The organism is Pseudomonas sp. LABIM340 (assembly GCF_040017195.2).
Lineage (GTDB): Bacteria > Pseudomonadota > Gammaproteobacteria > Pseudomonadales > Pseudomonadaceae > Pseudomonas.
Genome location: NZ_CM200227.1, coordinates 1447978 through 1473334 on the forward strand (window position 1 = coordinate 1447978; position 25357 = coordinate 1473334).

A 25357-nucleotide genomic window follows, 5' to 3' on the forward strand; every position below is an offset into this window, starting at 1 on the left:
TTCGCCCCCTCGGGCGACCTACTTTGCCAAACGACGCAAAGTAGGCAAAGGTCTTGCCCCGGACATCCGGTTTTTCGCTTGGGGCGAAAAATACCCTCGTTGAAGCGAAGTTTCAGGGGCCCGAACTAGGCGTCCCCCTCGACGGGCCATCCCTGGCCCGACAGCGCTCTCGCGACATCCATGTCGCTCAACCCCTGAAACTCCGCTTCAACGAGGCCTCCTGAACGGGGCATTCGGAGTGTGTGGATACTCCTCTGGAAGTCCTCAAGAGCCAAAGCCGGATCGGTGTGGAGTGGGTTCTTCGTAGGGCGCATAACGCGCCAGCGTTATCCGCCGTTGTGGCATCGGCGGATAACCCGTTCCGGGTTATCCGCCCTACGTGCCAGGGCGTCAGCCCGCCAGCAACGGCGGCATCGGGCAATCCAGAATGTCCGCCACCGCGCGCATCAGCTCCGCCTCGCCGGTGCTGATGCGGCCGTCGTGTTCGATGCAGCGCGCCAGCGCCTTGAGCAGTTGCGGCTTCTGCAGCGGCCTGAGCTGCTCCAGCTTCTTCAGAGCGCCTTCCAGGTCACGCAGGCTGCTATCCGCCGGCAACGGACGAGGCGGGAAGGGCAGGCCACTCCAGGCATCGGCGAATGCCTGCGCGGTTTCCACATCGCTGGTTTCACCAACGCGGGCGAGGAAGGCCAGCAGCGTCGCGGACTCTTCGGCAAGCTCCGCCAGCGGCACGTTGCCAATCTTTCCGCTGCCCGGCCGCAGGTTGCGTTCGACGATGCGCAGCAGGGTCCATTCCAGCAGCTTTACCTTGCCGTCCAGCTTGATCAGCAGCGCCATGTTCTCGCGCAGGGCGAGGAAGGCCTTGGCGTCCAGTTGCTTGAGCGCCGGCATCGCCAGGTCCAGCAGCGGCAGGCGCTGGCCGGGATCGAGTCGCAGCAGCGACTCTTCCAGCAGGTCCAGTTGCAGCGCCAGGCTCAGGTTCAGGCGCTTCTTGATCTCTTCCAGCTGGCGCGTGCGCAGGCCGGGTTCGTTGTCCAGCAGCAGGCCGTAGATCAATGCCTCGGCGCCCTCGCTGTCATGGGCGGCGCGCTGCAGGCGCTCGTCCAGGCGTTGCAGGGTGCTGCGCGCTTCCAGCAGGTGGGCGGCAGTCGGCGCGCCCACGGCGGCCACGGCCACTTCCACGGCGCTGGGCTGGTAAGGCTGGCCGGTGACGGCGGCAGTCCAGGCGTCCTGGTTCATCAGTGCCACGTCCAGGCGCGGCTCGAACTTCGGGTAGCGGCCGTCCCAGCCCGGATCGACGCGGCGGATGCGATCCTTCAGCGGCGGGTGGGTGTCGAACCAGCTGCTGCCCACGCCATCGCCGAAGTACATGTGGCTGAACTCGGCGGCGCGCGGCGCGCTGAGCAGGGCGCCCAGCGGGTTGCTGCCAATCTTCTTGAGCGCGCCGGCGATGGTCGAGGGATCGCGGGTGAACTGCACCGCCGAGGCGTCGGCCAGGTACTCGCGCTGGCGGCTCACCGACGCCTTGATCAGCTGGCCGAAGAAGGTGCCGACATAGCCCAGCACATAGAGCACCACGCCGGCGCCGATCACCAGCAGCACCACGCTGCCGCCGCCGTTCTTGTCGTTGCTGCTGCTCCGGCTGCTGACACGGATGCCGGTGCTGGTTTCGCTCCAGCCGCGCAGCAGCATGCCGCCGATCAGGCCGAGCAGGAGCATGCCGTGGAGCAGGGCGGTCAGTCGCGTGTTGAGCAGCATGTCGCCGTGGTGGATATGGCTGAATTCGTGGGCGATCACGCCCTGCAGCTCGTTGCGGTCGAGCTGCTCGATGGCGCCACGGGTGATGCCGATCACTGCATCGCGCGGCGTCAGCCCGGCGGCGAAGGCGTTGATCGAGCCGTCTTCCAGCACATAAACCGGTGGCACCGGCGAGCCGGAAGCCAGGGCCATCTCCTCGACGACATTGAGCAGGCGGCGCTCATCGGCATTGCCGGCACTGAGGTTGAGCAGGCGACCGCCCAGGCTCTCGGCCACCACCTTGCCGCCGGCGCTCAATTGCACCTGCTTGTACAGCGCGCCGAGCACGACCACGCCGATGATCACGGCGGCCACCGAGAGGTACAGCTCCGGGTCGGGCAGGGAGGCGCGGGAGGTCAGGTGCAGCGCCGGTTCACCCAGGTGACGCCAGAGCCAGCCCAGGGCGAAGCTGGTGATGGTCACCAGGCAGACCACCGCAACGGTCAGCAGCAGGACCAGGCGCCCGGTCTGCTTGCGGGCGCGGTCCTGGTGTTCGAAGAAGTTCATCGCGCGTCCTGCGCCGAGGGTTTAGAAGGCGACTTTCGGCGCGGCCTGGATGGCCTTGCTGTCCTCGAACTCCAGCAGGCTGGCGTCCTTGCTGTGGCCGTAGGTGGTGGCGAGGAAGTTGGCGGGGAACGACTGGCGGTAGGTGTTGTACTCCATCACCGCGTCGTTGTAGGCCTGGCGGGCGAAGGCCACCTTGTTCTCGGTGCTCGACAGCTCCTCGCTGACCTGCTGCAGGTTCTGCGAGGCCTTGAGGTCCGGGTAGGCTTCCAGGGTTACGTTCAGGCGGCCCATGGCACCGCCCAGGGCGTTCTCGGCGGCGGCCAGTTGCGCCATGCGGCCAGCGTCGCCGGGTTGCTCGGAAGCGGCTTTCAGACCAGCGACCGCCGCGTTGCGGGCGGCAATCACCGCTTCCAGGGTCTCGCGCTCGTGCTTGAGGTAGGCCTTGGCGGTTTCCACCAGGTTGGGGATCAGGTCATAGCGGCGCTTGAGCTGCACCTCGATCTGCGCGAAGGCGTTCTGATAGCGGTTGCGCAGCGCCACCAGGCGGTTGAATACGCTGATCAGCAGGAAGATGACGCCAGCGATGATGGCGAGGGTGATGATCGAAGAAACGCTCATGGGATGTCCTTATCGGCAGGCGATCGAGCGTCGATCATAGCGGAAAGCCAGTAAAGCGGGCCTCATCCTTTTCCCGATACTTGGGGCTGGTCGTGCTTTTGCTCGGATCGAGCCCGGTGCGCCCCCTGTAGGAGCGGGCCGCTTTTTAGAACGGCACTTGCGCGCGATCGCGCGCATGGCGCGCTCCTACAGGAGAGTCACCCATCTCAGTGAATCAGCGGTTCAGGTACTCGGCGGTGGACACCACCTCGGCGTAGGCGAAAGCCAGGGACGCCATGTAGGACGCGTGTACCTGGGCTGCCGGAACCTTCACGCCGTTGAACTCCAGGTCCAGGGTGGCGCAGGCGTCGTGCAGCACGGTCACCGGGTAGCCGAAGTCGGCGGCGGCGCGCACCGCGCCATCCACGCACATGTGGCTCATGTGGCCGACCACCACCAGCGATTCCACGCCGTGCTGGTCGAGGATGGCCTTCAGGTCGGTGTCGCGGAAGGAGTTGACGTAGTGCTTGAGCACCACCGGCTCGCCGGGCAGATTGGCGACCTTGCCGTGGATCTTCGCGCCGTCGCTGCCGGGGGCGAAGAACGGAGCGTCGGCGCTTTCGAATTCGTGGCGCACGTGCACCACCAGGTCACCGCGTTCGCGGAACGCGGCGAGGACCTTGGCGGCCTGGTCGGCGGCGGCTTCGATGCCGACCAGCGGCCACTTGCCGGAAGGGAAGTAGTCGTTCTGGATATCCACTAGGATGAGCGCTTGCTTGGCCATTTCCGAATTCCTTATTGAGTGGTGAGGAAGTGCGACCAGTATGGTTCGCCGCGCGCCGTGCGGGGATCAGGCGGAACGACAATAACCGGGGGAAAACTGACAATGGTTGTGGAACGGAGCGTCGTCGAGATCGGGTTGCTGCTCTATCCCGGTGTGCAGACGGCGGCGCTGCATGGGCTCACCGACCTGTTCGCGGTGGCCGAGCGCATCGCCAGCGAAGAAGCCGCGCAGCAGCTGCCGGCACTGCGCGTCAGCCATTGGTCCGGTGAGGACGGCGGTGAGCCGCGGCGTGTATTCGACACGCATCCAGGCGCCGACAGTCGCTTGGTCGCCGTGCTGGTGCCGCCCTCGTTGTTCGGGCTGCCCGACGCCGCGCCACTGCGCAACCTCACCGACTGGCTCGCCGCGCGCCACGGCGAGGGCGCCATCGTCGGCTCGGTGTGCATCGGCGGCCTGCTGGTGGCGGAGGCGGGGCTGCTTGACGGCCGCAGCGCCACCGCCCACTGGAGTGGTGCCGAGGCCTTCGGCAAACGCTTCCCGCGCGTGCGCCTGGAGGCGCACAAGCCGATGGTGGACGACGGCGACCTGATCACCTCCGCCGGGCTGATGGCCTGGTCCGACCTGGGCCTGCGCATCGTCGACCGCCTGCTCGGCCCGAGCATTGCCAACCGCACCGCGCGTTTCCTGGTGGTCGAACACAGCGACAGCGCCCAGCAATGCGGCAGCAATTTCTCGCCGCTGCTGGGGCATGGCGATGCCGCCATCCTCAAGGTGCAGCACTGGCTGCAGGGCAACGGCGCGGTGGACGTCAGCCTCGCCGCCATGGCCGCCCAGGCCGGGCTGGAGGAGCGCACCTTCCTGCGCCGCTTCCGCGCCGCCACGGGGCTCAAGCCCACCGAGTACTGCCAGCACCTGCGGGTGGGCAAGGCGCGCGAGCTGCTGGAGTTCACCAACGGCACGGTGGACCACATCGCCTATACGGTCGGCTACCTCGATCCGGGCTCGTTCCGCAGCACTTTCCGCAAGATCACCGGGATGGCGCCGAGCGACTACCGCAAGCGCTTCGGCGCCAAGCCAGCCGAGGTTGCGCTCAGGGACTGACCGATGGCGTGTCCGCCGCCTGCTGCAGCATCTGCGCGAGCAGCGGTGCATATTCCGCGTCGGTCATGGCCGGGTGTACCTGCAGGTGCATCAGGTCGGTCCACTGCAGCATCCAGCGCTGCACATCGAGCGGGTTCTCGGCCTCCGCCAGGCCGAAGCCAAGCATGTGACCCATGGCGTGCCAGCGGCCGACCAGCTTCACGCCGGGCGGCGGCAGGCCGCCGGTCTTGAGGAAACGCTGGATGATCCTGTCGCGGTTTTCGATGGGGATGGTCCAGTTCACCAGATAAAGCATGTCGCACCTCCGGCCCGGCTCCGGGCTTTGATGGGCGCGGACCCGTACCGGCAACGCCGCCGGCGCCGCGCCTGTGTATCCCAGGCGTGACAGCCTCCGGCTGGGAGCGGCGTTCTTCCGACAGGCATAGCAGCAGCCAGCGAAGCGGGAGCGGCCGCTGATCGGCGGTCACCAGGGCAGGTGATCGACGGTCACACCCAGCGATCATTTTCCGCCGTCCGCTCGCCGCCCTGGTCGCCGGTGTTCAGCACGCCGCGTGGCTCGATCAGCATCAGCTGCACTTCGTGCTCGGCATAGGGTTTGTGCTCCACCCCACGGGGCACCACGTAAAGCTCGCCGGCGCGCAGGGTCAGCGGGCCGTCGCGGAAGTCGATGCGCAGCTCGCCGTCCAGCACGATGAAGGTCTCGTCGGTGTCGGCGTGGCTGTGCCAGACGAAATCGCCCTGCAGCTTCACCACCTTGAGCTGGTAGTCGTTCATCTCGGCGATCACCCGTGGTTGCCAGGTTTCGCTGATGCGGTCGAGCTTGTCCCGCAGGTTGATCGGTTGGCGTTGGGTCACGGTGGTTTTCTCCTTGGGATCGGTCTGCCCAAACTACTGCCGGCGCCGGGAGCGGTCTTGCAGGAACTTGCGCTTCGCTGTCGCTCCCCGTGCCGCTGCTGGTCGCCGTGTAGCGCTGAGCAGCGAAAAGCGGGCGACTATGCTCAGAACATCGCGCCTGTTCCCGCCGGAGACCGCCATGTCCACGCCAGCTCCCATCGCTCGCCCCAGCGTCATTCCCTGCCTGCGCTACCGCGATGCGCCCCAGGCCATCGACTGGCTGTGCGCCACCTTCGGTTTCCAGCGGCAGTTGGTAGTCGCCGATGACCACGGCGGTATCGCCCACGCGCAGCTGGCGCTGGCCGACGGCAGTGGGTTGGTGATGCTCGGGTCGTTGCACGACAACGAGTACGGCCGGCTGATGCGCCAGCCCGACGAGATCGGCGGCTGCACCCAGAGCATCTACGTGGTGGTGAAGGATGCCGAGGTGCTGTACCGCGCGGCAGTGGACGGCGGCGCGCAGATCGTCATCGACATCAAGGACGAGGATTACGGCGGCCAGGGTTTCACCTGCCGCGATCCGGAAGGGCACATCTGGAGTTTCGGCACCTACGATCCCTGGCACTGATTTCGCACGTCCCGTCCGCCTTCGCAACATCCTGCCCAACCCCCGCGCTTGACGCTTTCGTCCGCCGAGTGTTCAGATTCGCCCCGTTTCAGGTGCCCCCCGCCGCCGTGCGTGGGGTGAAACGGGAAGCCGGTGCGTCGCCCTCGTGCGATCAGTCCGGCGCTGCCCCCGCAACGGTAAGCGAGCGGAACATCCATTAGGCCACTGTGCTCAGGCATGGGAAGGCGGATGTTTCATGACCCTCGCAAGCCCGGAGACCGGCCTGGAACCTGTTTGGCAAACCCGCGGTGGGCGGGCGTGAGCCGGTTCCCGGGGCGCGCTCGTTCCGGGTCTCGCTGCGCCGCCTGCGAAATCCCGATTTCGAGGCGATCACCTTGCAACATACTTCGTTCCTGAACCGGCGCGCCCTGCGCTGGACTCCCGTTCTCTCCCTGTGTGCCCTCAGCTCGCAGCTCGCTGCGGCGCCGCTCGACCTGGCCGATGAGATCGTCAGCGGCCCTTCCGTGGAGTCCACCACCGTGGCCGACATGGCCCGCTACGGCAGCAAGCTGGAGGTCATCGACCGCCAGCAGATCGAACGCGCCGGCCCCAGCGCCGACATCACCCGTGTGCTGCAGATGTATGTGCCCGGCCTGTTCGTCGCGCCGAAGAACGGCCCGTTCGACTACGGCACCTACTCGCTGCTCGGCGGACGCAACGACGATACGCTGATCCTGCTGGACGGTGTGCGCCTGAATAACCGCCTCTACGGCGGCATCTACATCGACACCCTGCCGACCACCGCAGTGGAGCGCATCGAAGTGCTCAAGGGCGGCCAGGGCCTGCTGTTCGGCACCCAGGCGGTGTCCGGGGTGATCAACATCGTCACCCGCAGCGCGCGCAGTCGCGAAGCTTCCGGCGAGGTGAACCTCGGCCTGGATACCTTCAAGGGTCGCAGCGGCGATGCCCGCGCCGAGAAGATCGTGCAGAACGGCCTGGGCGACCTCGGCCTGATGGCCTACGTCAGCCACAACCGCTCCGACGGCTACCAGCCTTACCGCGACCGCGACATGACCGACACGGTGAGCGACAAGCGTCGCTCCTACGACGTCAATGTGTTCGGCGCCAAGGCCATCCAGGCCATCGGCGATGCCTCGCGGCTGGAGCTGTTCTACCAGTACGCCGACGCCGAGCTGGACTTCGCCCGGCCGACTTCCAACCACCACACCAGCAACAACCGCGTGCAGCAGATCGCCACGGCGACCTTCCAGCAGAGCGTCGGCGATGACTTCAGCTGGTTCGCCAAGACCCACATCAACGACTGGGATACCCGCTACGACCGCGTCTACAACCTGCAGGGCGGCGGCACCCAGGTGCTCAACCACAACGACTACTGGGGCTTCACCGACTGGGGCGCGCAGCTCGAAGGCAAGGCGAAGCTGGCGGGTGGCCACGAGCTGGTCTTCGGCAACGACAACCAGTGGTACAAGGGCCAGGACGATGTGCTGATCATCGACAACGACAAGGCTGAATCCCACGCGCTCTACGCCCAGCTGCGGCCGAACATCGAGGCGCTGCCCGACTGGCACCCGAGCCTGGGTGTGCGCCGCGAGGAAATCTCCGGCGGCGAGGGCGCCACCGTGTGGATGCTCACTTCGCTCTACGACCTCACGCAGCAGCTCAAGCTGCGTGGCCAGTTCGGCACCGCCTTCAAGCTGCCCACTGCCGAGCAACTGTTCGTCAACGAACCGGGCGACGAAGTGGGCAACCGCGACCTCAAGCCCGAGCGCAGCCGCAACGCCGAGCTGGGCCTGGACTACACCGGCGAGCTGTTCGAGCAGCCGTGGAGCGGCAGCGTCACGCTGTTCCGCCGCGAGATCACCGATCTCATCACCCTCGCGGGCGACCAGTGGGTGAACGGCAATGGCGAGATCACCGTGCGCGGCGTGGAAGCCAACGGCCAGTGGCAGGTCGGCCGGCACTGGCAGGTCTCCGCCGACGCCACGCGCAATCGGGTGGACAGCCGCGAAGGCGTGACGGTGAACAACATCCCGCACTTCTTCGCCCGTGTGCGCCTGGGCTATGACGACAACCTCTGGGGCGCGGGCCTTGCCACGCGCTACGTCGGCTCCATCGTCAGCGCCCAGGACGACGACTACGGCCACTACACGGTGCTCGATGGCGACGCCTACCACTATCTCGACGCCGCCCGCGCGCACCGCCTGAGCCTGCTGCTGGAGAACCTGCTGGACCGCGACTACGCCACCGGCCGCACCAGCAACGGCATCCGCCAGGTGGACAACCTCGGCCGGCCGCGCACCGCCGAGCTGCGCTACACCTTCAGCTTCTGATGAGGGCCATCCTGCTGGTCGGCCCGCTGGCCGGAGCCCAGGGCGAGCGCCTGCACCGCGAGGTGTCGGCGCGTCTCGCCAGTGTCGAATGCATCGATACCGGCGAGGGTTTCGATTCGCTCTGGGGGCGGGTGCGCGCGCTGATGGCGGAGGCGCGGGAGCTTTTGCTGGTCGACCTTGAACCGACCGCTGACGGTGCCTACCTCGACTGGTTGCGTGCCGAGCTGGCCGCGCTGTCAGAAGATCATCCGCAGGCGCCGCCGCCGAAAGTCACCGCGTCGGCGCTCGGCCGGCGCGGGCTGGACGCGGCGGCGGTGCTGGCGGCGATTGGTGACCCGGCGCAACAGCTGGATTGCCAGGGCGTCGGCGCAGTGCCGTCGCAGCCGGACTGGTCCGCGCCGCCGCCGCACCGGCATCACCTGTTCCTCTGTACCGGGCCGCGCTGCGTGCGGCGTGGTGCGCTGCCGTTGTGGAAGACCCTGCGTCGCGAGCTGATCCGCCACGATCTCTATGAGAGCACCGAGGGCGCTCTGCTGACGCGCACCGGCTGCCAGTTCCCGTGCAATCGCGGGCCGTTGCTGACGGTGTATCCCGAGCGCGTCTGGTATGGCCTGCGCAGTGATGAGCAAGTGCGCCGGGTGGTGGCGGAGCATTTGCGCGATGGCGTGCCGGTGGCGGAGCTGCGGGTGGATGCTGAGACATGAAGGGAGGATGGTTTTTTGTAGGAGCGGGCCATGCCCGCGATCGCGCGCATGGCGCGCTCCTACAGGTGTTGCTGTTACTCGCGTTGATTCTGGGGGCGAGAAATGCCTTCGCACAGGACTACCGCAACTGCGCCCAGACCTGGCACATCGACCACCCGCCTCAACGCATCCTCGCCCTCAACCAGCACGCTGCCGACCTGCTGCTGGCGCTGGGCGCCGGGGAGCGGCTGATCGGCGTGGCCTACATTGATGACGATCTCGACCTGGCGAAAGGAAGCTATCGCGGCGTGCCGCTGCTGTCGCGCCAGTACCCGTCGGCGGAAGCGGTCTATGCGCAGCGCCCGGATCTGGTGGTGGCCGGCTTCGCCTCGGCCTTCCGGCTGGGCAACCTGTCCCGCGAGGAGCTGGCCGGCCATGGCGTCGCCAGCTATCTGCTGGATGCCGGTTGTGGCGCGTGGCAGGACGACCTGTTCAGCGGTGTCGAGACGGACCTGACGACGCTGGGCGACCTGCTCGGCGAACAGGAGCGAGTGCGCGAGCTGATCGCCCAGCAACGCGCCGAGCTGGCCGAAGCACGCCGGCTTTCGACCGGCCGCCAACTGCTGGAAATCTTCTACCTCGACAGCGCCAGCAACGGCCTGGAGAGCCAGGGCGGGCGTGGCGTGGTCACCCAGTTGCTGCACGCCGCCGGAGCGCACAACCTGTTCGAGGATGTCGATCTGGGTGGCTTCACCGCCAACAGCGAACAACTGCTGGTGCGCGACCCGGAGGTGATCCTGCTGGCCGATGCGCTGTGGTCCACGGCCGAGCAGAAGATCCGAACCCTGCGTGCCGACCCGGTGCTCTCGCGCCTGCGCGCCGTGCGCGAAGGGCGCTTCGTGGCCTTGCCGTTCACCCACCTGTTCCCCGGCGTGCAAAGTGGCCAGGCTGCGCGCGAACTGGCGCAGGCGCTGGAGCGGTTCTGAGGGAGGGGCGTCCCGTCTGTTCACTGGCCACTGTTCCTACCCAAGTGCCGGAGCCCGTGTTAGAAAACGCCCATCGTTCATTCGGAGGCTGTCATGGGCAAGTTGCGCGTTGGAGTGATTTTCGGTGGGCGCTCGGCGGAGCACGAGGTGTCCCTGCAATCGGCGAAGAACATCGTCGACGCATTGGACCGCGAGCGCTTCGAACCGGTGCTGGTGGGTATCGACAAGGAGGGCTGCTGGCACCTCAACGATGCCTCCGACTACCTGCTCAACCAGGAGAACCCGGCGCTCATCGCCCTCAACCGTTCCAACCGCGAGCTGGCCGTGGTGCCGGGCAAGGCTGAGCAGCAACTGGTGGAAACCGGCAGCCGCCAGTTGCTCGAACACGTCGACGTGATCTTCCCCATCGTCCACGGCACCCAGGGCGAGGACGGTTGCCTGCAGGGCCTGCTGCGCATGGCCGACATTCCCTTTGTCGGTTCCGACGTGCTGGGTTCGGCCATCTGCATGGACAAGGACGTGAGCAAGCGCCTGCTGCGCGACGCCGGCATTGCCATCACGCCCTTCGTCACCCTGACCCGCGCCAATGCCGCGCGCACGCCTTTCGCCGAGGCGCAGCGCAAGCTCGGCCTGCCGCTGTTCATCAAGCCGGCGAACATGGGCTCCTCGGTGGGCGTGAGCAAGGTCGAGGACGAGGCTGCCTACGACGAAGCCGTGCGCCTGGCGCTGGCCTTCGACGACAAGGTGCTGGTGGAGTCCGCCGTGAAGGGCCGCGAGATCGAGTGCGCGGTACTGGGCAATGAGCAGCCCATCGCCAGCGGCTGTGGCGAGATCGTCGTGGGCAGCGGCTTCTACTCCTACGACAGCAAGTACATCGACGAGGATGCCGCCAAGGTCGTGGTGCCGGCGGACATTCCCGCCGAGGCCAGCGAGCGCATCCGCCAGCTCGCCGTGGACGCCTTCCTGGCGCTGGAATGCTCCGGTCTGGCGCGGGTCGACGTGTTCCTTACCGAGACTGGCGAGGTGCTGATCAACGAGCTGAACTCGCTGCCCGGCTTCACCCGCATCAGCATGTATCCCAAGCTCTGGCAGGCCGCCGGGATGACCTACAGCGAGCTGGTCAGCCGGCTGATCGACCTGGCCATAGAACGCCACGCCGCGCGCCGCAATCTGCAGACCAACCGCTGATACGCCCCTCGTTTCCTGCTTCTGCGCTACCCTGACACCCCGCCGCCCGAGCTCGGGCGGCTGGCCCCGTGTCCCCATTACCAGCGCAACAAGGAGCACGAGATGAACACCGTGGTATTCGCCGACGGCACCGCCGTTCCCGCCATCGGCCAGGGCACCTGGCGCATGGGCGAGGACAGTTTCCAGCGCAAGCGCGAGATCGCCGCGCTGCGCGAAGGCATCGAGCGCGGTCTGACCCTGATCGACACCGCCGAGATGTACGCCGAGGGTGGCTCGGAAGAGGTGGTCGGCGAGGCGCTGAGCGGCCTGCGCGACCAGGTCTTCCTGGTCAGCAAGGTCTACCCGCACAACGCCAGCCGGCGCGGTATCCCCGAGGCCTGTGAGCGCAGCCTGCGGCGCCTGGGCACCGATTGCCTGGACCTCTACCTGCTGCACTGGCGCGGCCAGTACCCGCTGGAGGAAACCGTCGAGGCCTTCGAGCGCCTGCGTGAGGCCGGCAAGATCAAGCGCTGGGGCGTGTCCAACTTCGACCTCGACGACCTGCAGGAACTGAACGAACCGGCGTGCGCCACCAACCAGGTGCAATACAGCCTGGAGGAGCGCGGCATCGAGTGGGACCTGCTGCCCTGGTGCCAGGAACAGCGCATGCCGCTGATGGCCTACTGCCCGGTGGGGCAGGGCGGCAAGCTGCTGCGCCACCGGGTGCTGGGAGAAATCGCCGGCCGCCACGATGCCACCCCGGCCCGTGTGGCGCTGGCCTGGCTGATCCACCAGCCGGGCGTGATCGCCATTCCCAAGGCGGTGGAGCCGCTGCACGTGCGTGACAACGCCGCCGCGCTGCAACTGCGCCTGACGCCCGAGGACCTCGAAGCCCTCGATGCCGCCTTCCCGCCTCCGACCCGCAAGCGGCACCTGGCGGTGGTCTGACGCCGGAGCCCCGGTCGTCGCTCGCCAGGGCGCGGCCGGGGTGCGGTGCTAGCCTTGCCCCATGGTCACCGACCGGGGAGGGCTGCAGCGATGAGCAACTACACGGCGGACAGCGCCGCCATCAACCGTGTACTGACGGACTACGTCGAGGGCATGACCTTCGGTGACGAGTCGCGCCTGCGCCTGGCGTTTCATCCGTCCTGCAGGATCATCGGCAACTACCATGGCGCGCTGGAGTGGGCGTCGCTGGATGAGTTCATCGGTGCGATCAAGGCCGAGTCGCCGCCCTCCGAAGGCGCGCCGCCGGCGTGGGAGCTGAAGTCGCTGGACATCACCGGCGACAGCGCGGTGGCCAAGGTCACCGACGAGTTCCTCGGCATGCACTTCACCGACTACCTGGCCCTGCTGCGCATCGGCAACGGCTGGCAGATCGTCAACAAGCTCTATTACCTGCACGAATGACGTGGAACGCATCACCCTGCGCGGCACGCCGGAAACCCTGCTGATCACCCTGTACGCCAAGGCGAAGGAGAGCGAGCTGCCCGACAGCCTGCTGCGCGACCATTTCTCGCGGCAGGCGGTGGAGCACATCGACTACGACTTCGCCCGCCTGCACATCGGCCGCGCCGAGCAGGTGGGCATCGCCCTGCGGGCCCGTCTGTTCGATGACTGGGTGTGCGACTTCCTCGCGCGGTGTCCGTCCTGCGTGGTCCTGCAGCTGGGTTGCGGGCTGGACAGCCGGGTCTTTCGCATCGACCCGCCGTCCAGCGTGCAGTGGTTCGAGGTGGACTTCCCGGAAGTGATCGCGCTGCGCGAGCGCCTGTATCCCGCGCGGGAAAACTGCCACTTGCTGGCCAGCTCCCTGACCGCGCCGGACTGGTGGCGCGCGGTGCCGACCGGGCGGCCGGTGCTGGTGATTGCCGAGGGTGTGTTGCCCTATGTGGAGACTGACGAGGTATTCCGCCTGTTGACTGCGCTGACCGCGCGTTTTGGCGAGGGCGAGCTGGTATTCGACGGTTACAGTCGCCTGGGCATCCGCCTGTTGCAGTGGAACCCGATGATCCGCCGCACCGGCGCCGTGCTGCACTGGGGCATCGACGATCCGCAGGAGCTGGAACAACAGGTGCCGGCCCTGCGTTTCGTCGATGCCATCGCCGCCTACGACCGCGCGCAGATCGCCCGGCTGTCCCTGGGCATGCGCCTGCTCTACGAAATCACCCTGGCCATCCCGGCGATGCGCCGCATGGGCCGGCTGCTGCGCTATCGCTTCGGCCCAACGTCCTGAGCAGATGGCCGCCCCGTGCCCCGGCTGCTTTACTGATGCGTCTACGACGACCTTGTTCAGGAGCTGGCGATGAAGCTCGAGCCGTTGATGGAAATGAACGTGAAGGCCAGTGTGCCGTTGGAGATCGGCCGCGTGCCGCAAGGGCAGCGGCTGATCTCGGCGGCCGGCGGTGGTACCTTCAAGGGACAGCGCCTGAGCGGCGAGGTATTACCCGGCGGCGGCGACTGGATTCTGGTGGACAGTGATGGCGGCTGGCACCTGGAAGTGCGCCTGGTGCTGCGTACCGACGATGGCGCGCGCATCCTGATGCAGCACATTGGTCTTCTCGTGGCCAACCCGAAGATCATCCACGCGGTTTCGCGAGGCGACAGTACCGAGTTCGGCGATACCTACTTCATGATCCAGCCGCGCTTCGAGGTCGGCGACGACCGCTACCGCTGGCTCAACCACCAGCTGGCGGTGGGCGAGGGGCGGTTGGGGCCGGGCTGGGTTGAGTATCGGATATTTTCCCTGTCGAACAGCTGAAATGGATATTTCCCGCAGGTGTCACAACCGCTGAGCATAGTGGGGACTACCAGGTATTCGGAGAAGGACGATGCCGCTTCCCCCTGATATGCATCCGTGCGACAAGATTGCTCTCTTCGATGCCGATTGTCCGCTGGGGCGCGACTGGAGTCGATTCCTCCGCCATCAGGATCACGGCCGTCGGGTGAAGCTGCACAGTGTGCAGTCAGCAGAGGGGCGGGCGATTCTCGACTGGTTCGGGTTGCCCGGTGATTGCGTGCGCAGCCTGTTGTACATCGATGATCGGCAGGGTTATGAGCGCAGCGATGCACTGCTGCAGGCACTGGGGCAACTGACCTCTCCCTGGCGCTGGCTGTGCGTCCTCCGGGTGCTGCCGGAGTCCCTGCGTGACAGTTGCCTGGACCGTGTTGTCTACCGCCGTTACCGTCTGTTCGCGAGCAAGCTCGCTCCTACCGTTTCGCCTTAGCGCCGGCGCGCATTTCGTTGGGCCGAGGGGGACGCCTGGTCCTTGCTCGCGAAGCGGATAGGCACGTCATTTCCCTGTAGGAGCGGGCCATGCCCGCGATCGCGCGCATGGCGCGCTCCTACAGTCGGGCGTTGCGCTGCGTCCGATCAGCGCCCCGCCCATCCACGTCAGAAACTCCTGCTAACGCTGGCCACCACGGTCGCCGTGCACACATCGCCGAAGCCGAACTGCGTGCGGCACTCGTTCTGCGACAGGTCGGTGTCGATGTAGCTCACCGCCCAGTCGAAGCCCAGCAGCTCGTGGCTCAGCTTGGCTTCCCACTCATGGTAGGTATCGCGGGTGTCGCCGCTGCCGGAGAGGTAGAGCGGGTCCTTGGCGTCGTTGCGGCCGTAGCGCACGCGCAGCTTGAACTCCGCCGGCAGCTCGGCGTTATAGGCCAGGTAGGTGTAGAGGTTGGCCTGGTTCTCGCCGAAATAGGTCGGGTAGTCGTTGCCGTAGTAGGCCGCCACTTCGAAGCCGTAGGCGTGGAGGATGGCATAGGTGTCGCTCTGGTTGAACTGAGCTTCCTTCGGGTAGGCGTACTTGATGTAGCCCAGGTCCAGGGCGATGTCGTCATTGGCCTGCCAGTACCATCCGGCGTAGTAGTCGGTTTCCTGGCGGGTCTTCAGGCCGCCGCCGAAGTCGACGTTGGAGGTCCATACGCCCAGGTAGGCGCCGGAGGCGTGCTGCAGGGTCAGGCCGAGCTGGGCGGCGGGGTCGTTCTGCGTCTGCGAGATGCCGCGGGTGCGGTAGTCGCTGACCAGGGCGGTGTCGATCTGCAGGGCAAAGCCCTCACCGAGCTCCACGGCCAGGGCGGAGGTGAGCGGGGCGCAGGCGAGCAGCGCGCCGACAAGCCATTGCGGGCGATTCATACGGGGTTCCCTTTGTTGTGATTGTCTGTGGGCAGATGAAAAATCCCGCGCAGCGCCGACCCTCCCGGTCAACTCGGGAAGCTTCGGCAAGGGTTGGGCTGGCGGGCAGGGCGCCGGGGGTGTTCACGCCCCGGCGCAGGAGCCCGGCTCAGAGAGCCGGTTGGTCTTCGGCGCGGTAGATTTCGCGGCCTTCGAACAGGGTGTGGAGCACGCGGGCCTCGTCCAGTTGCTGGTCGGGCACGGTGAATACGTCGCGGTCGAGCACCACCATGTCGGCCTGCTTGCCGGGGGCCAGGCTGCCGATCTTGTCGCCCAGGCCGATGGTCTGCGCGGCGTTGCGGGTGTAGGCGTAGAACATGGTCTGCCGGTCCACGCGCTCGGCGGCGTTGAGCACGCCTTCCTCACCCTGGCGGGTGACGGCCTGGTAGATGGCCTTCAGCGGATCAGGCGTGGACACCGGCCAGTCGCTGGCGCCGGCGATGGTGGCGCCGTTGTCCAGCAGCGACTTGGCCGGGTACATGTAGCGGTAGGCTTCGTCGGCGATGTAGGGCTTCACCAGTTCCACCGTGTAGACCTCGGCGGTGGCCCAGTCCAGCTGCATCGAGGCGATCACGTTCAACTGCTTGAAGCGCGGGAAGTCCTTGGGGTTGACCAGCTGCAGGTGAGTGATCGAGTGGGCGATACCGCTCTGCCGGTCCTTGCGCGCCTGGGCAACGCCGTTGAGCGATTCGCGCACCGCGCGGTCGCCGATGGCGTGCACGTGCACCAGCCAGCCACGGGCATCGGCGGCGCTGACCAGCTCGCCGAAGTGCTTCGGATCGATCAGCAGCTCGCCCGGCTTGTGGCTGTTCTTGTAGTTCTCCAGCAGCGCGGCGGACTGTGCCGGGAACTCGATCACGCCGTCGGCGAAGACCTTGATGCCCGGCAGCGTCAGGTTGGGGATGCCCTGGAACTGCTGGCGGACCTTCTCGATGACCTCAAGATCGGCCGGCGTGCTCCTGGGGTTGACCACCTGCAGTGCGGCGACGTGGGCGGTGAGTTCGCCGTCGCGAGCCAGATCGCGGTACACCGGCAGTACGCCGACGCTCTTCTCGGTGGGCTTGATGTTGAACACTGCCTCGCCCGGTGCGCCGTTGGCGGCAGGGTCCATCCAGGCGGTGATGCCGAGGCTGTTGTTGTACTTGACTGCGGCGCGGCCGGCGCGGTCCATGGTCTCGGTGCTGGCGGCGGGCATGGTCGCAGCGACCAGGTCGAAGCCCGAGTCCACCAGGAAGCCGGTGGGGGCGAAGTCCTTGCCGTGGGCGATGTTGCCCTGTTCCAGCGAGCTGAGGCCGCGCACCCGCTTGGCGTCCAGCTTGGCGCGCTTGAGCATGGCGGCGTTGGCCCAGGCGGTGTGGTGGTCGCTGCCGATCAGGATCACCGGCACTTTCTCCCATTCGCCATGGTTCAGGCGCTCGGCGAGGCCGTCGGCCTTGGACCAGTAGCTGGAGTTCATGCCGTTCATGACCACGACGTCGCCATTCTTCGCCTTGCCGCTGTCGCGGTCCTGCTTCAGGCGGGCGACGAAGGCGTCGAGGTCCATCTCTTCATCCAGCAGGCTGGCGGAGATCAGCTCCAGGCCGCCGAAGATGGAGTGCGAGTGACTGTCGATGAAGCCGGGCATCAGCACCTTGCCGCCCAGGTCGACCTGCTTGCTGCCGGTGCCGGCGAGCTTGCGGATGTCCTCGTTGGAGCCCACCTGCAGCACCTTGCCGTCAGCGACCGCAACGGCCTGCTGCAACGGTTGGCCGGGCTCGGCGGTGAAGACCTTGGCGTTGTACAGGATCAGGTCCGCGTTCTGTGCCTGAGCTTCAAAAGTACCCAGTGCGATGGCGAGCGCCAGCGCGCCCTTGAGCATGCCGTGCATGACTTCCCTCTGCTTTTCGGTGGATTATTGTTGGTCTGCGGCGCAGGCTACTGGCGGACCGGATCGTGCGGAAGTCGCCGCCAGGCATAACACTTGTGAAGGATTGGCACGAATGACGATGGACAGATTCAGCAGCCTGGCAATGTTCGTCGCCAGTGCCGAGACCGGCAGTTTCAGCCGCGCCGCCGAGCAACTGGGCAAGACGCCCTCGGCGGTGACCAAGGCGGTCGGCCAGCTGGAAATCGAAGTCGGCGCGCGCCTGTTCGAGCGCACCACGCGCAGCATGTCGCTGACCGAAGCCGGCCAGCTCTATCTCGATGGCGCCCGCGAGGTGCTGGCGCGGATGCGCGAGACCACCGAGGAAATCGCCCAGTTGCAGCACAGCCTGCGCGGCGTGTTGCGCATCACCGGGCCGCTGATCGTCGGCCCGGTATTCCTCGACCAGGCCTGCGCCGAGTTCCTCGACCTGCACCCGGACGTGCGCCTGCAGGTGGACCTATCCGACAGCTATGTCGACCTGCTCGACGGCCGCTACGATCTTGCCCTGCGCATGGGCAACAGCGATCTGCCGGGGCTGATCGCCCAGCCGCTGGCCGAGAGCCGCCTGGCGCTCTGCGCCACACCCGCCTACCTGGCCCGGCGCGGCACCCCGCGGCACCCCAGCGAGATACTCGACCACGATTGCCTGGTCTATCGCCATCCGGCGCTGGATGATCGCTGGTGGTTCGATGTGGAAGGCGAGCGCTACTCCACCCCGCGCAACGGCCGCCTGAACAGCGACAACCAGGCTGTGCTGTTGACCGCCTGCCTCGCCGGCCATGGCCTGCTGCCTTGCCCGCGCTGGAGCGTGCTGGAACATCTGCGCAGCGGACGATTGGTGACGGTGCTGGATGACTACTTCTTCGAACCGGACACCTTCGGCGCGCAGATCCTCGCGGTGTACCCGAGCAACCGCCGGGCGACGCGCAAGATCCACGCGTTCATCGAACACCTGCGCGACTACCTGCGGCGCGACGGCATTCTTTAAGAGTCAGAGCAACGCCCCGGCCCAGGCCGATACCAGCAGCAGGATCGCCATCAGTTGGTTGAGCCGCTGCATCTGCGCGGGCGAGAGCAGGCGCTGGCTGCCGATACCCAGGCCGGCCCAGACCGCCGTGCAGGGAATCGACACGAGGAAGAACAGCAGCGACAGCAGTTGCACGCGGTCCAGCCGGTCGACGCCGTGGCCGGCATACACGCTGATGACCGCCAGCGCCATCATCCATGTCTTGGGGTTGACCAGTTGCAGCGCGGCGGCGCCCAGCGCTCCCAGGCGTGCGGTGTCGGTGTCACGTTCCAGGTCCGCCGGCGGGCTGCGGAATATCTGCCACGCCAGCCAGCTCAGCCAGAGCACGCCGACCACGCTCATCGCCTGTTGTACGCGTGGCAGGCTGGCCAGCACTTCACCCAGGCCGCTGCCTACGGCGAGTACCAGTGCGGCGGCCGCCGCGCAGCCGCCGAACATGATCGGCAGCGCGGCGCCCCAGCCGAAGCGGGCGCTGTTGCTGAAGACCAGCAGGTTGGTCGGCCCCGGCGTGATCGAGGCGACGAAGGCGAAGAGGATGAAGGGCAGCCATTGGCCGAGCTGCGAGAAGTGCATGGTGGGAACTCCGGTAAATCCGTGGGAGCTCATCTTCGCCAGTGCGGCGGGCTCAGTCTGGAAGCTTTGAGCAGCGCTTGCGGTAGTAGGCGGGGGTCACGCCGTAGGCGCGGCGGAACCAGCGGCCGAGGTGGCTCTGGTCGGCGAAGCCGAGGTCGGCGGCGATGTCCGCCGGTGCCAGGCCGCGCCCGAGCAGCTGCCGCGCGCGGGCCAGGCGCAGCTGGATCAGGTAGGCGTGGGGTGGCAGGCCGAAGGCCTGCTTGAACGCGCGGGTCAGGCGGAAGCGGTCGCAGCCGCTGGCGCGGGCGAGGTCGTCGAGACCGACGTCGGCGGTGAGGTTGGCGTGCAGGTAGTCCCGCGCGCGCTGCGCCACCATGGGCAGATGAACCTGCGCTTCACCGCGCTGGCGCCAATGCAGGTGGCGGGTCATGCCGTCGAGCAGGTCGTCGATGGCGGTCTGGCGGACGATCTTCAGGTCGTTGCCATGCACCGCCTGGAAGGCGTTGTCGACGCGTCGCGCCAGTCGCGGGTCGTCGATCAGCAGCTCGGGTACGCTCAGCTGGCAGTTGCCCGGCGCCTCCTCGAACAGTGTGCCAATCTCGCGTTCCAGCCAGGGCGCGTCGAGGTACAGGGTGCGGTAGGTGAAGCCGCCTTCGGTGGGCGCCTCGCCATCGTGGATGTCGCCGGGCTCAAGGAAAAACACCTGGCCGGTCGTACTGATGTAGCGCTGGTTGCGGCTGCGGAACTGCTGGACACCCGACTCGGTGTAGCCGATCAGGTAGCTGTCGTGCCAGTGCGGGTCGTAGGCGTGGCCCTTGAAATGCGCGCGCAGGCTCTGGATGCCGGTGTCGGCGTCCTGCAGCAGGTCGATCCAGTTGTCTTTGTGCATGGGCCGCCTCCGCACCGCTTGCCCGGTCGGCCAGCATAGCGCGCGAGGAGTGGCTGTCTGGAAGATTCGTGCAGCCATCGATCCGATGGCTGCACGACCGGGGTGAGGATCAGCCGGCGGCAGCCTCGAAGCTGTCGCTGCGCGCCATGCGCCAGATGCGTTCGTAGAACTCGCCTTCGATGTTGCCCGAGAGCAGTTCGCCGGGTTTGAGGAAGTAGTGCAGGTGCGAGAACAGGCGGATCTCGGTGGCCGAGACGCGGCGCACCAGGTGCTTGGCTTCCAGCTGCGACGGGTGCTGGATGCCCGCGGCGGCGATCATTTCGGCCAGGCCTTTTAGCGTGTTGCGGTGGAAGTGGTAGACGCGCTCGGCCTTGTCCGGCACCACCAGGGCGCGCTGGCGCAGCGGGTCCTGGGTGGCGACGCCGGTGGGGCACTTGTTGGTATGGCAGCTCTGCGACTGGATGCAGCCGATGGCGAACATGAAGCCGCGCGCCGAGTTGGCCCAGTCGGCGCCCATGGCCAGCACGCTGGCGATGTCGAAGGCGCTGACGACCTTGCCGCTGGCGCCGATGCGGATCTTGTCGCGCAGGTTCAGGCCGACCAGGGTGTTGTGCACGAACAGCAGGCCTTCGCGCATCGGCAGGCCCATGTGGTCAGTGAACTCCAGGGGCGCCGCGCCCGTGCCGCCTTCCTTGCCGTCGACGACGATGAAGTCGGGGAGGATGCCGGTCTCGTGCATGGCCTTGGCGATACCCATGAATTCCCACGGGTGACCGATGCACAGCTTGAAGCCCACCGGCTTGCCTCCGGAGAGTTCGCGCAGTTGGACGATGAAGTTCAGCAGGCCGTGGGGCGAGTCGAAGGCGCTGTGGGAGGAGGGCGAGATGCAGTCCTGGCCCATGGGCACGCCACGGGTGGAGGCGATTTCCGGGGTCACCTTGTGCTTGGGCAGGATGCCGCCGTGGCCGGGCTTGGCGCCCTGGCTGAGCTTGATCTCGATCATCTTCACCTGCGGGTCGACCGCCTGCTTGGCGAAGCGCTCGGGGCTGAAGGTGCCGTCGTCGTTGCGGCAGCCGAAGTAGCCGCTGCCCAGTTCCCAGGTCAGGTCGCCGCCGTACTCGCGGTGGTAGGGGCTGATGCTGCCTTCGCCGGTGTCGTGGATGAAGCCGCCGAGCTTGGCGCCCTTGTTCAACGCGCGGATGGCGTTGGCGCTGAGCGAGCCGAAGCTCATCGCCGAGATGTTGAACACCGAGATGGAGTAGGGCTGCTTGCACTCCGGGCCGCCGACTGTAACGCGGAAGGTGCACGGGTCGGCCACCGGGGCCGGGCGGATCGAGTGGGCGATGAACTCGAAGCCCGACTGGTAGACGTCGATCAGGGTGCCGAAGGGCTTGTCGGCGGTCTCGTTCTTCGCCCGCGAGTACACCAGGGCGCGCTGAGCGCGGGAGAAGGGCAGGGCTTCCTGGTCGCCTTCGAGCAGGTACTGGCGGATTTCCGGGCGGATGGCTTCCACCAGGTAGCGGATGTTGCCCAGGACCGGGTAGTTGCGGCGTACCGCGTGGCGTTCCTGCAGCAGATCGAAGACCCCGAGCACGCTCAGGGCGAAGGTGGTGAGGGTGAAGGGCCACACCCAGTCATGCCCGAGGAAGGGCAGGCTGAGCACGGTGAACAGGACGCACGCGGCGAAAAAGGCATAGCGGCTGAGCAGCGACAGGTTCATGGAATCTCCAGTCGTCGGGCTTTGATCACGGTCAGGTTGGCCAAAAGGGCCGCCACAGAGCATGGCAGGCATCGCGCGAACGTGCCTGGGCAAAGGTCAATGGGGCGGACTTTTGGAAGTCTTTCTAGTTCTGGCGGGCACCGACGGTAGCCCGAAGTGGGATAAAAAGAAAGCTAGCTAACGATTTTCTCCGGGGCTGAGAAAGCTTGTGACGTTAGCTGCAAGAAACTTCGTGCCTGGGCGGTTCGCGAGCAAGCTCGCATTCAGCCGGATTAACAGGCAATCACGTTGACCGCCAGCCCGCCCTTCGCCGTCTCCTTGTACTTGTCCATCATGTCGCGGCCGGTGTCGCGCAGGGTATCGATGGCCTTGTCGAGGCTGACCAGGTGCTGGCCGTCGCCGCGCAGGGCGAGCTGGGCGGCGTTGATGGCCTTGAGCGAGGCCATGGCGTTGCGTTCGATGCAGGGCACCTGCACCAGCCCGGCCACCGGGTCGCAGGTCAGGCCGAGGTTGTGCTCCAGGCCGATCTCGGCGGCGTTCTCCACCTGTTCCAGGCTGCCACCGAGGACTTCCGCCAGCCCGCCGGCGGCCATGGCGCAGGCCGAGCCGACTTCACCCTGGCAACCGACTTCGGCGCCGGAGATGGAGGCGTTGAGCTTGCACAGGATGCCGATGGCGGCAGCGGTCAGCAGGTAGCGCTCGATACCTTCGGCGTTGGCGCCACTGTCGTAGCGCGCGTAGTAGTGCAGCACCGCCGGGACTATGCCGGCCGCGCCGTTGGTGGGCGCGGTCACCACGCGACCGCCGGCGGCGTTCTCCTCGTTCACCGCCAGCGCCCAGAGGTCCACCCAGTCCAGCGCGCCGAGGGTGGTGGCGATGAGGTTGCCGCTGTCCGCTTCGTTGAGTCGACGGAATAGCATGGGCGCACGGCGCCGCACCTTGAGGCCGCCGGGCAGCGTGCCTTCGGTTTCCAGCCCACGGTTCACGCAGGCCTGCATTTCATCCCAGATGTGCGCAAGGCCGGCGTGGATTTCCTCATCGCTGCGCAGTGCGCGTTCGTTGGCCCACATCAGGTCGCTGATGCGTTTGAAACCGTGCTCGTGGCACAGGCGCAGCAGTTCCTCGGCACTGTGGAAAGGGTGGGGCATCGGGTTGCCCTGCAGTGCGCGGTCGGTGTTGAAGTCCTGCGCATCCACCACGAAGCCGCCGCCAACCGAATAACAGATGCGTTCGGCCAGCAGTTCGCCGCTGTCGTCCAGCGCCCGCAGGTGCAGGCCGTTGGGATGGGCGGGCAGGCTGTCGTCGTGGAAGATCAGCTGGCGCGCCGGGTCGAAGTCGATCTCCTGCACGCCGCCCAGGCGCAGGCGATGGCGCAGCAGGATGTCGTCCACCTGCGGGGCGAGGGCGGCAGGATCGGCTTCGGCCGGATCAATGCCGAGCAGGCCGATCAGGCAGGCGCGGTCGGTAGCGTGGCCCTTGCCGGTGGCGCTGAGGGAGCCGTAGAGATGCACTTCCACGGCGACGGTGCGTGGCAGCAGATCGTCGTCGCGCAGACGGTCGACGAACTCGCGGGTGGCGCGCATCGGCCCCACTGTGTGGGAGCTGGACGGCCCGACGCCGGGCTTGAACATGTCGAAGACGCTGAGGCTCATGGGATTTCCTCCTGTCCTCAAGCATGGACCCGCGTGGCTTCGAATGCTCACCGACCGCTCGACGGCTGGTTGCAGGGGCGCCTGTGAACCGGCCGGCAGTCCGGCGGACTCAGCCCTGCGCTTGCAGAAACAGCGAGAACAGCTCCGACTGCGACTTGATCCCCAGCTTGGAATACATGTGCTTGCGGTGGACCTTCACCGTCTCGGCGGAGATCGCCAGCTTGCGAGCGATTTCCTTGCTGGAGCAGCCGCTGAGCATCAGGCGGCCGACTTCCAGCTCGCGGGCGGTGAGCGGCGTCTCCATCTGCTGCGCGGTGGACTCCAGTCGGTTCTGCCAGCGCGGCGGCGGGGGCGCTTCCTGTACTTCGCGCTCGAAGGCCATGCGCTGGCGCATCAGCCCGGCGACCCAGGGCTGCACGAGGGCGAGCAGGGCGATCTGCTCCGGGGTGAAGCGGCCCTTGCTGCCCACCGAGCAGCAAAGGGTGCGCTCGACGTCGAGTTGTACGTTGATCTGCACTTCGTCGGCGACCACGTTCAAGCTGAAGTAGCGCTGGTAGTAGTCGGTCTGCTCGAACATCTCCGGCGCCACATCGTCCAGGCGGAACAGCCCGCTGCCGGGCGCCTCGCGGCTGGCGATGTAAAAGGGGTCGAGCAGGTAGAGACCCTTGAGGTAGTCCTGGAACAGCGGATCGGGGCCGCCATCCTCGCCCGGGCATTCGGCGAATACCTGGGGACGGCCGTCGCTGAAGAGCAGCACGACCCAGCTGTCGAACGGTACATACTGGCCTAGCAGGCGCACCAGCGAGGTCCAGAAGTTCGGCTTGTCCAGCGCCTCGATCAGCTGCCCGACCGAGCGGTGCCAGGCGATATCCTGAAGGGAAAGGCTCATGACTCTACCCCCGATGGGTTACCACGCGGGCGTAATTACCCGGTGATGGCACGCCCGGCATACTCGGTGGATGCCTTGAGCCGGCGCGGTGCGCATTCTGACCCTTTTGCATCGTCTGGTCACTGGAAGACAAGAATCCGAGGAAGCCCCATGAAAGTAGAACTCGTCCAACTCGCCGGCCGTGATGGCGACGTAGCCTGGAACCTGGCCCGCACCCTGGAGGCCATCCACGCCTGCGCCGACGACACCCAGTTGGTGGTGTTCCCCGAGACCCAGCTGACCGGCTTCCCCACCGAGCAGAACATCGCCGCCATCGCCGAGCCGGTGGACGGCCCCAGCGTGCAGGCCGTGCAGGCTGCTGCGCGTGAGAAGAACATCTCCGTTGCCGTGGGCTTTGCCGAAGCCGCTGACGATGGCCGCTTCTACAACACCACGCTGCTGATCACCCCCGACGGCATCGCCCTGAAGTACCGCAAGACGCACCTGTGGGCGTCGGACCGCGGCATCTTCACCCCCGGCGACCGTTACGCCACCTGTCTGTGGAACGGCGTCCGCGTCGGCATCGTGATCTGCTTCGACATCGAGTTCCCCGAGTCCGCCCGCGCCCTGGGTCAGCTTGGCGCCGAGCTGATCATCGTGACCAACGGCAACATGGACCCCTACGGCCCGACCCACCGCACCGCGATCATGGGCCGCGCCATGGAAAACCAGGCCTACGCGGTGATGGTCAACCGTGTCGGCGCTGGCGACGACGATCTGGTGTTCGCCGGCGGCAGCGCCGTGGTCGATCCCTACGGCCAGCTGATCGTCGAAGCCGGCCGCGAAGAGTGCCGGCAGATCGTCGAGCTCGACTTCGAGCGCCTGGCGCAGTCGCGCCGCGACTACAGCTACCTGGCCGAGCGCCGCTTCGTGCTCCCCGGCGAGATGCGCGAGCACGAAGATGGCCTGCGCGAGCTGATCATTCCCGCCTGATTTTCCCATCCGGCCCACTGCAACTGGGCCGGGGCGCAGGGCTGCGCCGCCACAGCGTTATTCCACATTCGACGGGCGCCCCGAGCGCCCGCAAGGCCTGCGGGTGAGCGCAGGCCAGCAACTGTGCACTGCCATAACAAACAC

The 25357-nt window shown here is 66.8% G+C and carries 25 protein-coding genes and 1 riboswitch; of the genes, 13 read left to right on the forward strand and 12 right to left on the reverse strand.

The genetic code is table 11. The features are described from left to right. Positions 1 to 390: 390 nt before the first annotated feature. The 3 genes from ABKS89_RS06855 to ABKS89_RS06865 form a co-directional block, all read right to left on the reverse strand. Complete coding sequence (locus ABKS89_RS06855) at positions 391 to 2301, reverse strand: M48 family metallopeptidase (protein WP_348587930.1); 1911 nt, start codon at positions 2299 to 2301, stop codon at positions 391 to 393. Positions 2302 to 2322: 21 nt separating this feature from the next. Then, positions 2323 to 2919 (reverse strand): LemA family protein, encoded by a 597-nt coding sequence (locus ABKS89_RS06860; RefSeq protein ID WP_138212478.1) that lies wholly within the window; start codon positions 2917 to 2919, stop codon positions 2323 to 2325. A 214-nt stretch (positions 2920 to 3133) separates the two neighbouring features. Then, entirely contained in the window at positions 3134 to 3682 is a 549-nt protein-coding gene (locus tag ABKS89_RS06865) for a cysteine hydrolase family protein (protein WP_348587929.1), read from the reverse strand. Between the two features lie 102 nt (positions 3683 to 3784). Here ABKS89_RS06865 and ABKS89_RS06870 point away from each other — a divergent pair, with 102 nt between their 5' ends. Continuing rightward, positions 3785 to 4783 carry a GlxA family transcriptional regulator gene (locus tag ABKS89_RS06870; RefSeq protein WP_138212480.1) on the forward strand — a complete coding sequence of 333 codons (999 nt, stop codon included), beginning with the start codon at positions 3785 to 3787 and terminating at the stop codon, positions 4781 to 4783. On the opposite strand, the gene ABKS89_RS06875 is transcribed toward ABKS89_RS06870, so the two are convergent. Together ABKS89_RS06875 and ABKS89_RS06880 are read right to left on the reverse strand one after the other, a co-directional pair. Further along, entirely contained in the window at positions 4773 to 5078 is a 306-nt protein-coding gene (locus ABKS89_RS06875; protein WP_138212481.1) for a DUF3303 domain-containing protein, read from the reverse strand. The genes ABKS89_RS06870 and ABKS89_RS06875 overlap by 11 nt on opposite strands. Positions 5079 to 5269: 191 nt before the next feature. Next, positions 5270 to 5638, reverse strand: coding sequence for a cupin domain-containing protein (locus tag ABKS89_RS06880; protein WP_138212482.1), 369 nt, complete (start codon positions 5636 to 5638; stop codon positions 5270 to 5272). 178 nt (positions 5639 to 5816) lie between these two features. Here ABKS89_RS06880 and ABKS89_RS06885 point away from each other — a divergent pair, with 178 nt between their 5' ends. The 10 genes from ABKS89_RS06885 to ABKS89_RS06930 all read left to right on the forward strand — a co-directional run bounded on the left by ABKS89_RS06885 (position 5817) and on the right by ABKS89_RS06930 (position 14635). Then, positions 5817 to 6245, forward strand: a complete 429-nt coding sequence (locus tag ABKS89_RS06885; RefSeq protein ID WP_348587928.1) for a VOC family protein — start codon at positions 5817 to 5819, stop codon at positions 6243 to 6245. Positions 6246 to 6318: 73 nt separating this feature from the next. Beyond that, positions 6319 to 6525, forward strand: a riboswitch (cobalamin riboswitch). Between the two features lie 94 nt (positions 6526 to 6619). After that, a complete protein-coding gene (locus ABKS89_RS06890) occupies positions 6620 to 8575 on the forward strand; it encodes a TonB-dependent receptor domain-containing protein (RefSeq protein ID WP_518300990.1) in 1956 nt (651 codons plus the stop codon). After that, entirely contained in the window at positions 8575 to 9279 is a 705-nt protein-coding gene (locus ABKS89_RS06895) for a (2Fe-2S) ferredoxin domain-containing protein (RefSeq protein ID WP_348587927.1), read from the forward strand. Before ABKS89_RS06890 ends, ABKS89_RS06895 begins: the two co-directional genes overlap by 1 nt. A 65-nt stretch (positions 9280 to 9344) precedes the next feature. Continuing rightward, the gene (locus tag ABKS89_RS06900; protein WP_348587926.1) at positions 9345 to 10244 is read left to right on the forward strand and encodes an ABC transporter substrate-binding protein; all 900 of its coding nucleotides are present in this window, start codon (positions 9345 to 9347) and stop codon (positions 10242 to 10244) included. Between the two features lie 93 nt (positions 10245 to 10337). Next, on the forward strand, positions 10338 to 11432 hold the full coding sequence (gene ddlA / locus ABKS89_RS06905; protein WP_348587925.1) for a D-alanine--D-alanine ligase: 1095 nt from the start codon (positions 10338 to 10340) through the stop codon (positions 11430 to 11432). A gap of 102 nt (positions 11433 to 11534) precedes the next feature. Beyond that, a complete protein-coding gene (locus ABKS89_RS06910; protein ID WP_348587924.1) occupies positions 11535 to 12359 on the forward strand; it encodes an aldo/keto reductase in 825 nt (274 codons plus the stop codon). A gap of 90 nt (positions 12360 to 12449) precedes the next feature. After that, positions 12450 to 12821 carry a nuclear transport factor 2 family protein gene (locus ABKS89_RS06915; RefSeq protein ID WP_348587923.1) on the forward strand — a complete coding sequence of 124 codons (372 nt, stop codon included), beginning with the start codon at positions 12450 to 12452 and terminating at the stop codon, positions 12819 to 12821. A gap of 1 nt (position 12822) precedes the next feature. Then, positions 12823 to 13644 carry a class I SAM-dependent methyltransferase gene (locus ABKS89_RS06920; protein ID WP_348587922.1) on the forward strand — a complete coding sequence of 274 codons (822 nt, stop codon included), beginning with the start codon at positions 12823 to 12825 and terminating at the stop codon, positions 13642 to 13644. Between the two features lie 69 nt (positions 13645 to 13713). Continuing rightward, positions 13714 to 14169 (forward strand): DUF3237 domain-containing protein, encoded by a 456-nt coding sequence (locus tag ABKS89_RS06925; protein WP_138212490.1) that lies wholly within the window; start codon positions 13714 to 13716, stop codon positions 14167 to 14169. Positions 14170 to 14239: 70 nt separating this feature from the next. Then, on the forward strand, positions 14240 to 14635 hold the full coding sequence (locus tag ABKS89_RS06930; protein WP_138212491.1) for a thiol-disulfide oxidoreductase DCC family protein: 396 nt from the start codon (positions 14240 to 14242) through the stop codon (positions 14633 to 14635). A gap of 167 nt (positions 14636 to 14802) precedes the next feature. Here the strand turns inward: ABKS89_RS06930 and ABKS89_RS06935 are convergent, their stop codons facing one another. Both ABKS89_RS06935 and ABKS89_RS06940 read right to left on the reverse strand, forming a co-directional pair. Beyond that, positions 14803 to 15546 (reverse strand): TorF family putative porin, encoded by a 744-nt coding sequence (locus ABKS89_RS06935; protein ID WP_138212492.1) that lies wholly within the window; start codon positions 15544 to 15546, stop codon positions 14803 to 14805. A 148-nt stretch (positions 15547 to 15694) separates the two neighbouring features. After that, a complete protein-coding gene (locus ABKS89_RS06940) occupies positions 15695 to 17452 on the reverse strand; it encodes an amidohydrolase (RefSeq protein WP_348587921.1) in 1758 nt (585 codons plus the stop codon). Positions 17453 to 17570: 118 nt separating this feature from the next. Here ABKS89_RS06940 and ABKS89_RS06945 point away from each other — a divergent pair, with 118 nt between their 5' ends. Then, on the forward strand, positions 17571 to 18479 hold the full coding sequence (locus tag ABKS89_RS06945; RefSeq protein WP_138212939.1) for a LysR family transcriptional regulator: 909 nt from the start codon (positions 17571 to 17573) through the stop codon (positions 18477 to 18479). 3 nt (positions 18480 to 18482) lie between these two features. Here the strand turns inward: ABKS89_RS06945 and ABKS89_RS06950 are convergent, their stop codons facing one another. From ABKS89_RS06950 to ABKS89_RS06970, 5 genes are all read right to left on the reverse strand, one after another. Next, positions 18483 to 19091 carry a LysE family translocator gene (locus tag ABKS89_RS06950; RefSeq protein ID WP_138212494.1) on the reverse strand — a complete coding sequence of 203 codons (609 nt, stop codon included), beginning with the start codon at positions 19089 to 19091 and terminating at the stop codon, positions 18483 to 18485. Between the two features lie 52 nt (positions 19092 to 19143). Beyond that, positions 19144 to 19980 (reverse strand): AraC family transcriptional regulator, encoded by an 837-nt coding sequence (locus tag ABKS89_RS06955; protein WP_348587920.1) that lies wholly within the window; start codon positions 19978 to 19980, stop codon positions 19144 to 19146. Positions 19981 to 20089: 109 nt separating this feature from the next. Further along, on the reverse strand, positions 20090 to 21700 hold the full coding sequence (locus ABKS89_RS06960; protein ID WP_081517682.1) for an FMN-binding glutamate synthase family protein: 1611 nt from the start codon (positions 21698 to 21700) through the stop codon (positions 20090 to 20092). Positions 21701 to 21972: 272 nt separating this feature from the next. After that, positions 21973 to 23352, reverse strand: coding sequence for an L-serine ammonia-lyase (locus ABKS89_RS06965; RefSeq protein WP_348587919.1), 1380 nt, complete (start codon positions 23350 to 23352; stop codon positions 21973 to 21975). A 109-nt stretch (positions 23353 to 23461) separates the two neighbouring features. Then, positions 23462 to 24241: a helix-turn-helix transcriptional regulator gene (locus ABKS89_RS06970; protein WP_138212499.1), complete on the reverse strand. Its 780-nt coding sequence runs from the start codon at positions 24239 to 24241 to the stop codon at positions 23462 to 23464. Positions 24242 to 24391: 150 nt separating this feature from the next. On the opposite strand from ABKS89_RS06970, the gene ABKS89_RS06975 reads away from it, so the two are divergent. Continuing rightward, positions 24392 to 25213: a carbon-nitrogen hydrolase family protein gene (locus ABKS89_RS06975; RefSeq protein ID WP_348587918.1), complete on the forward strand. Its 822-nt coding sequence runs from the start codon at positions 24392 to 24394 to the stop codon at positions 25211 to 25213. Positions 25214 to 25357: the final 144 nt, after the last annotated feature.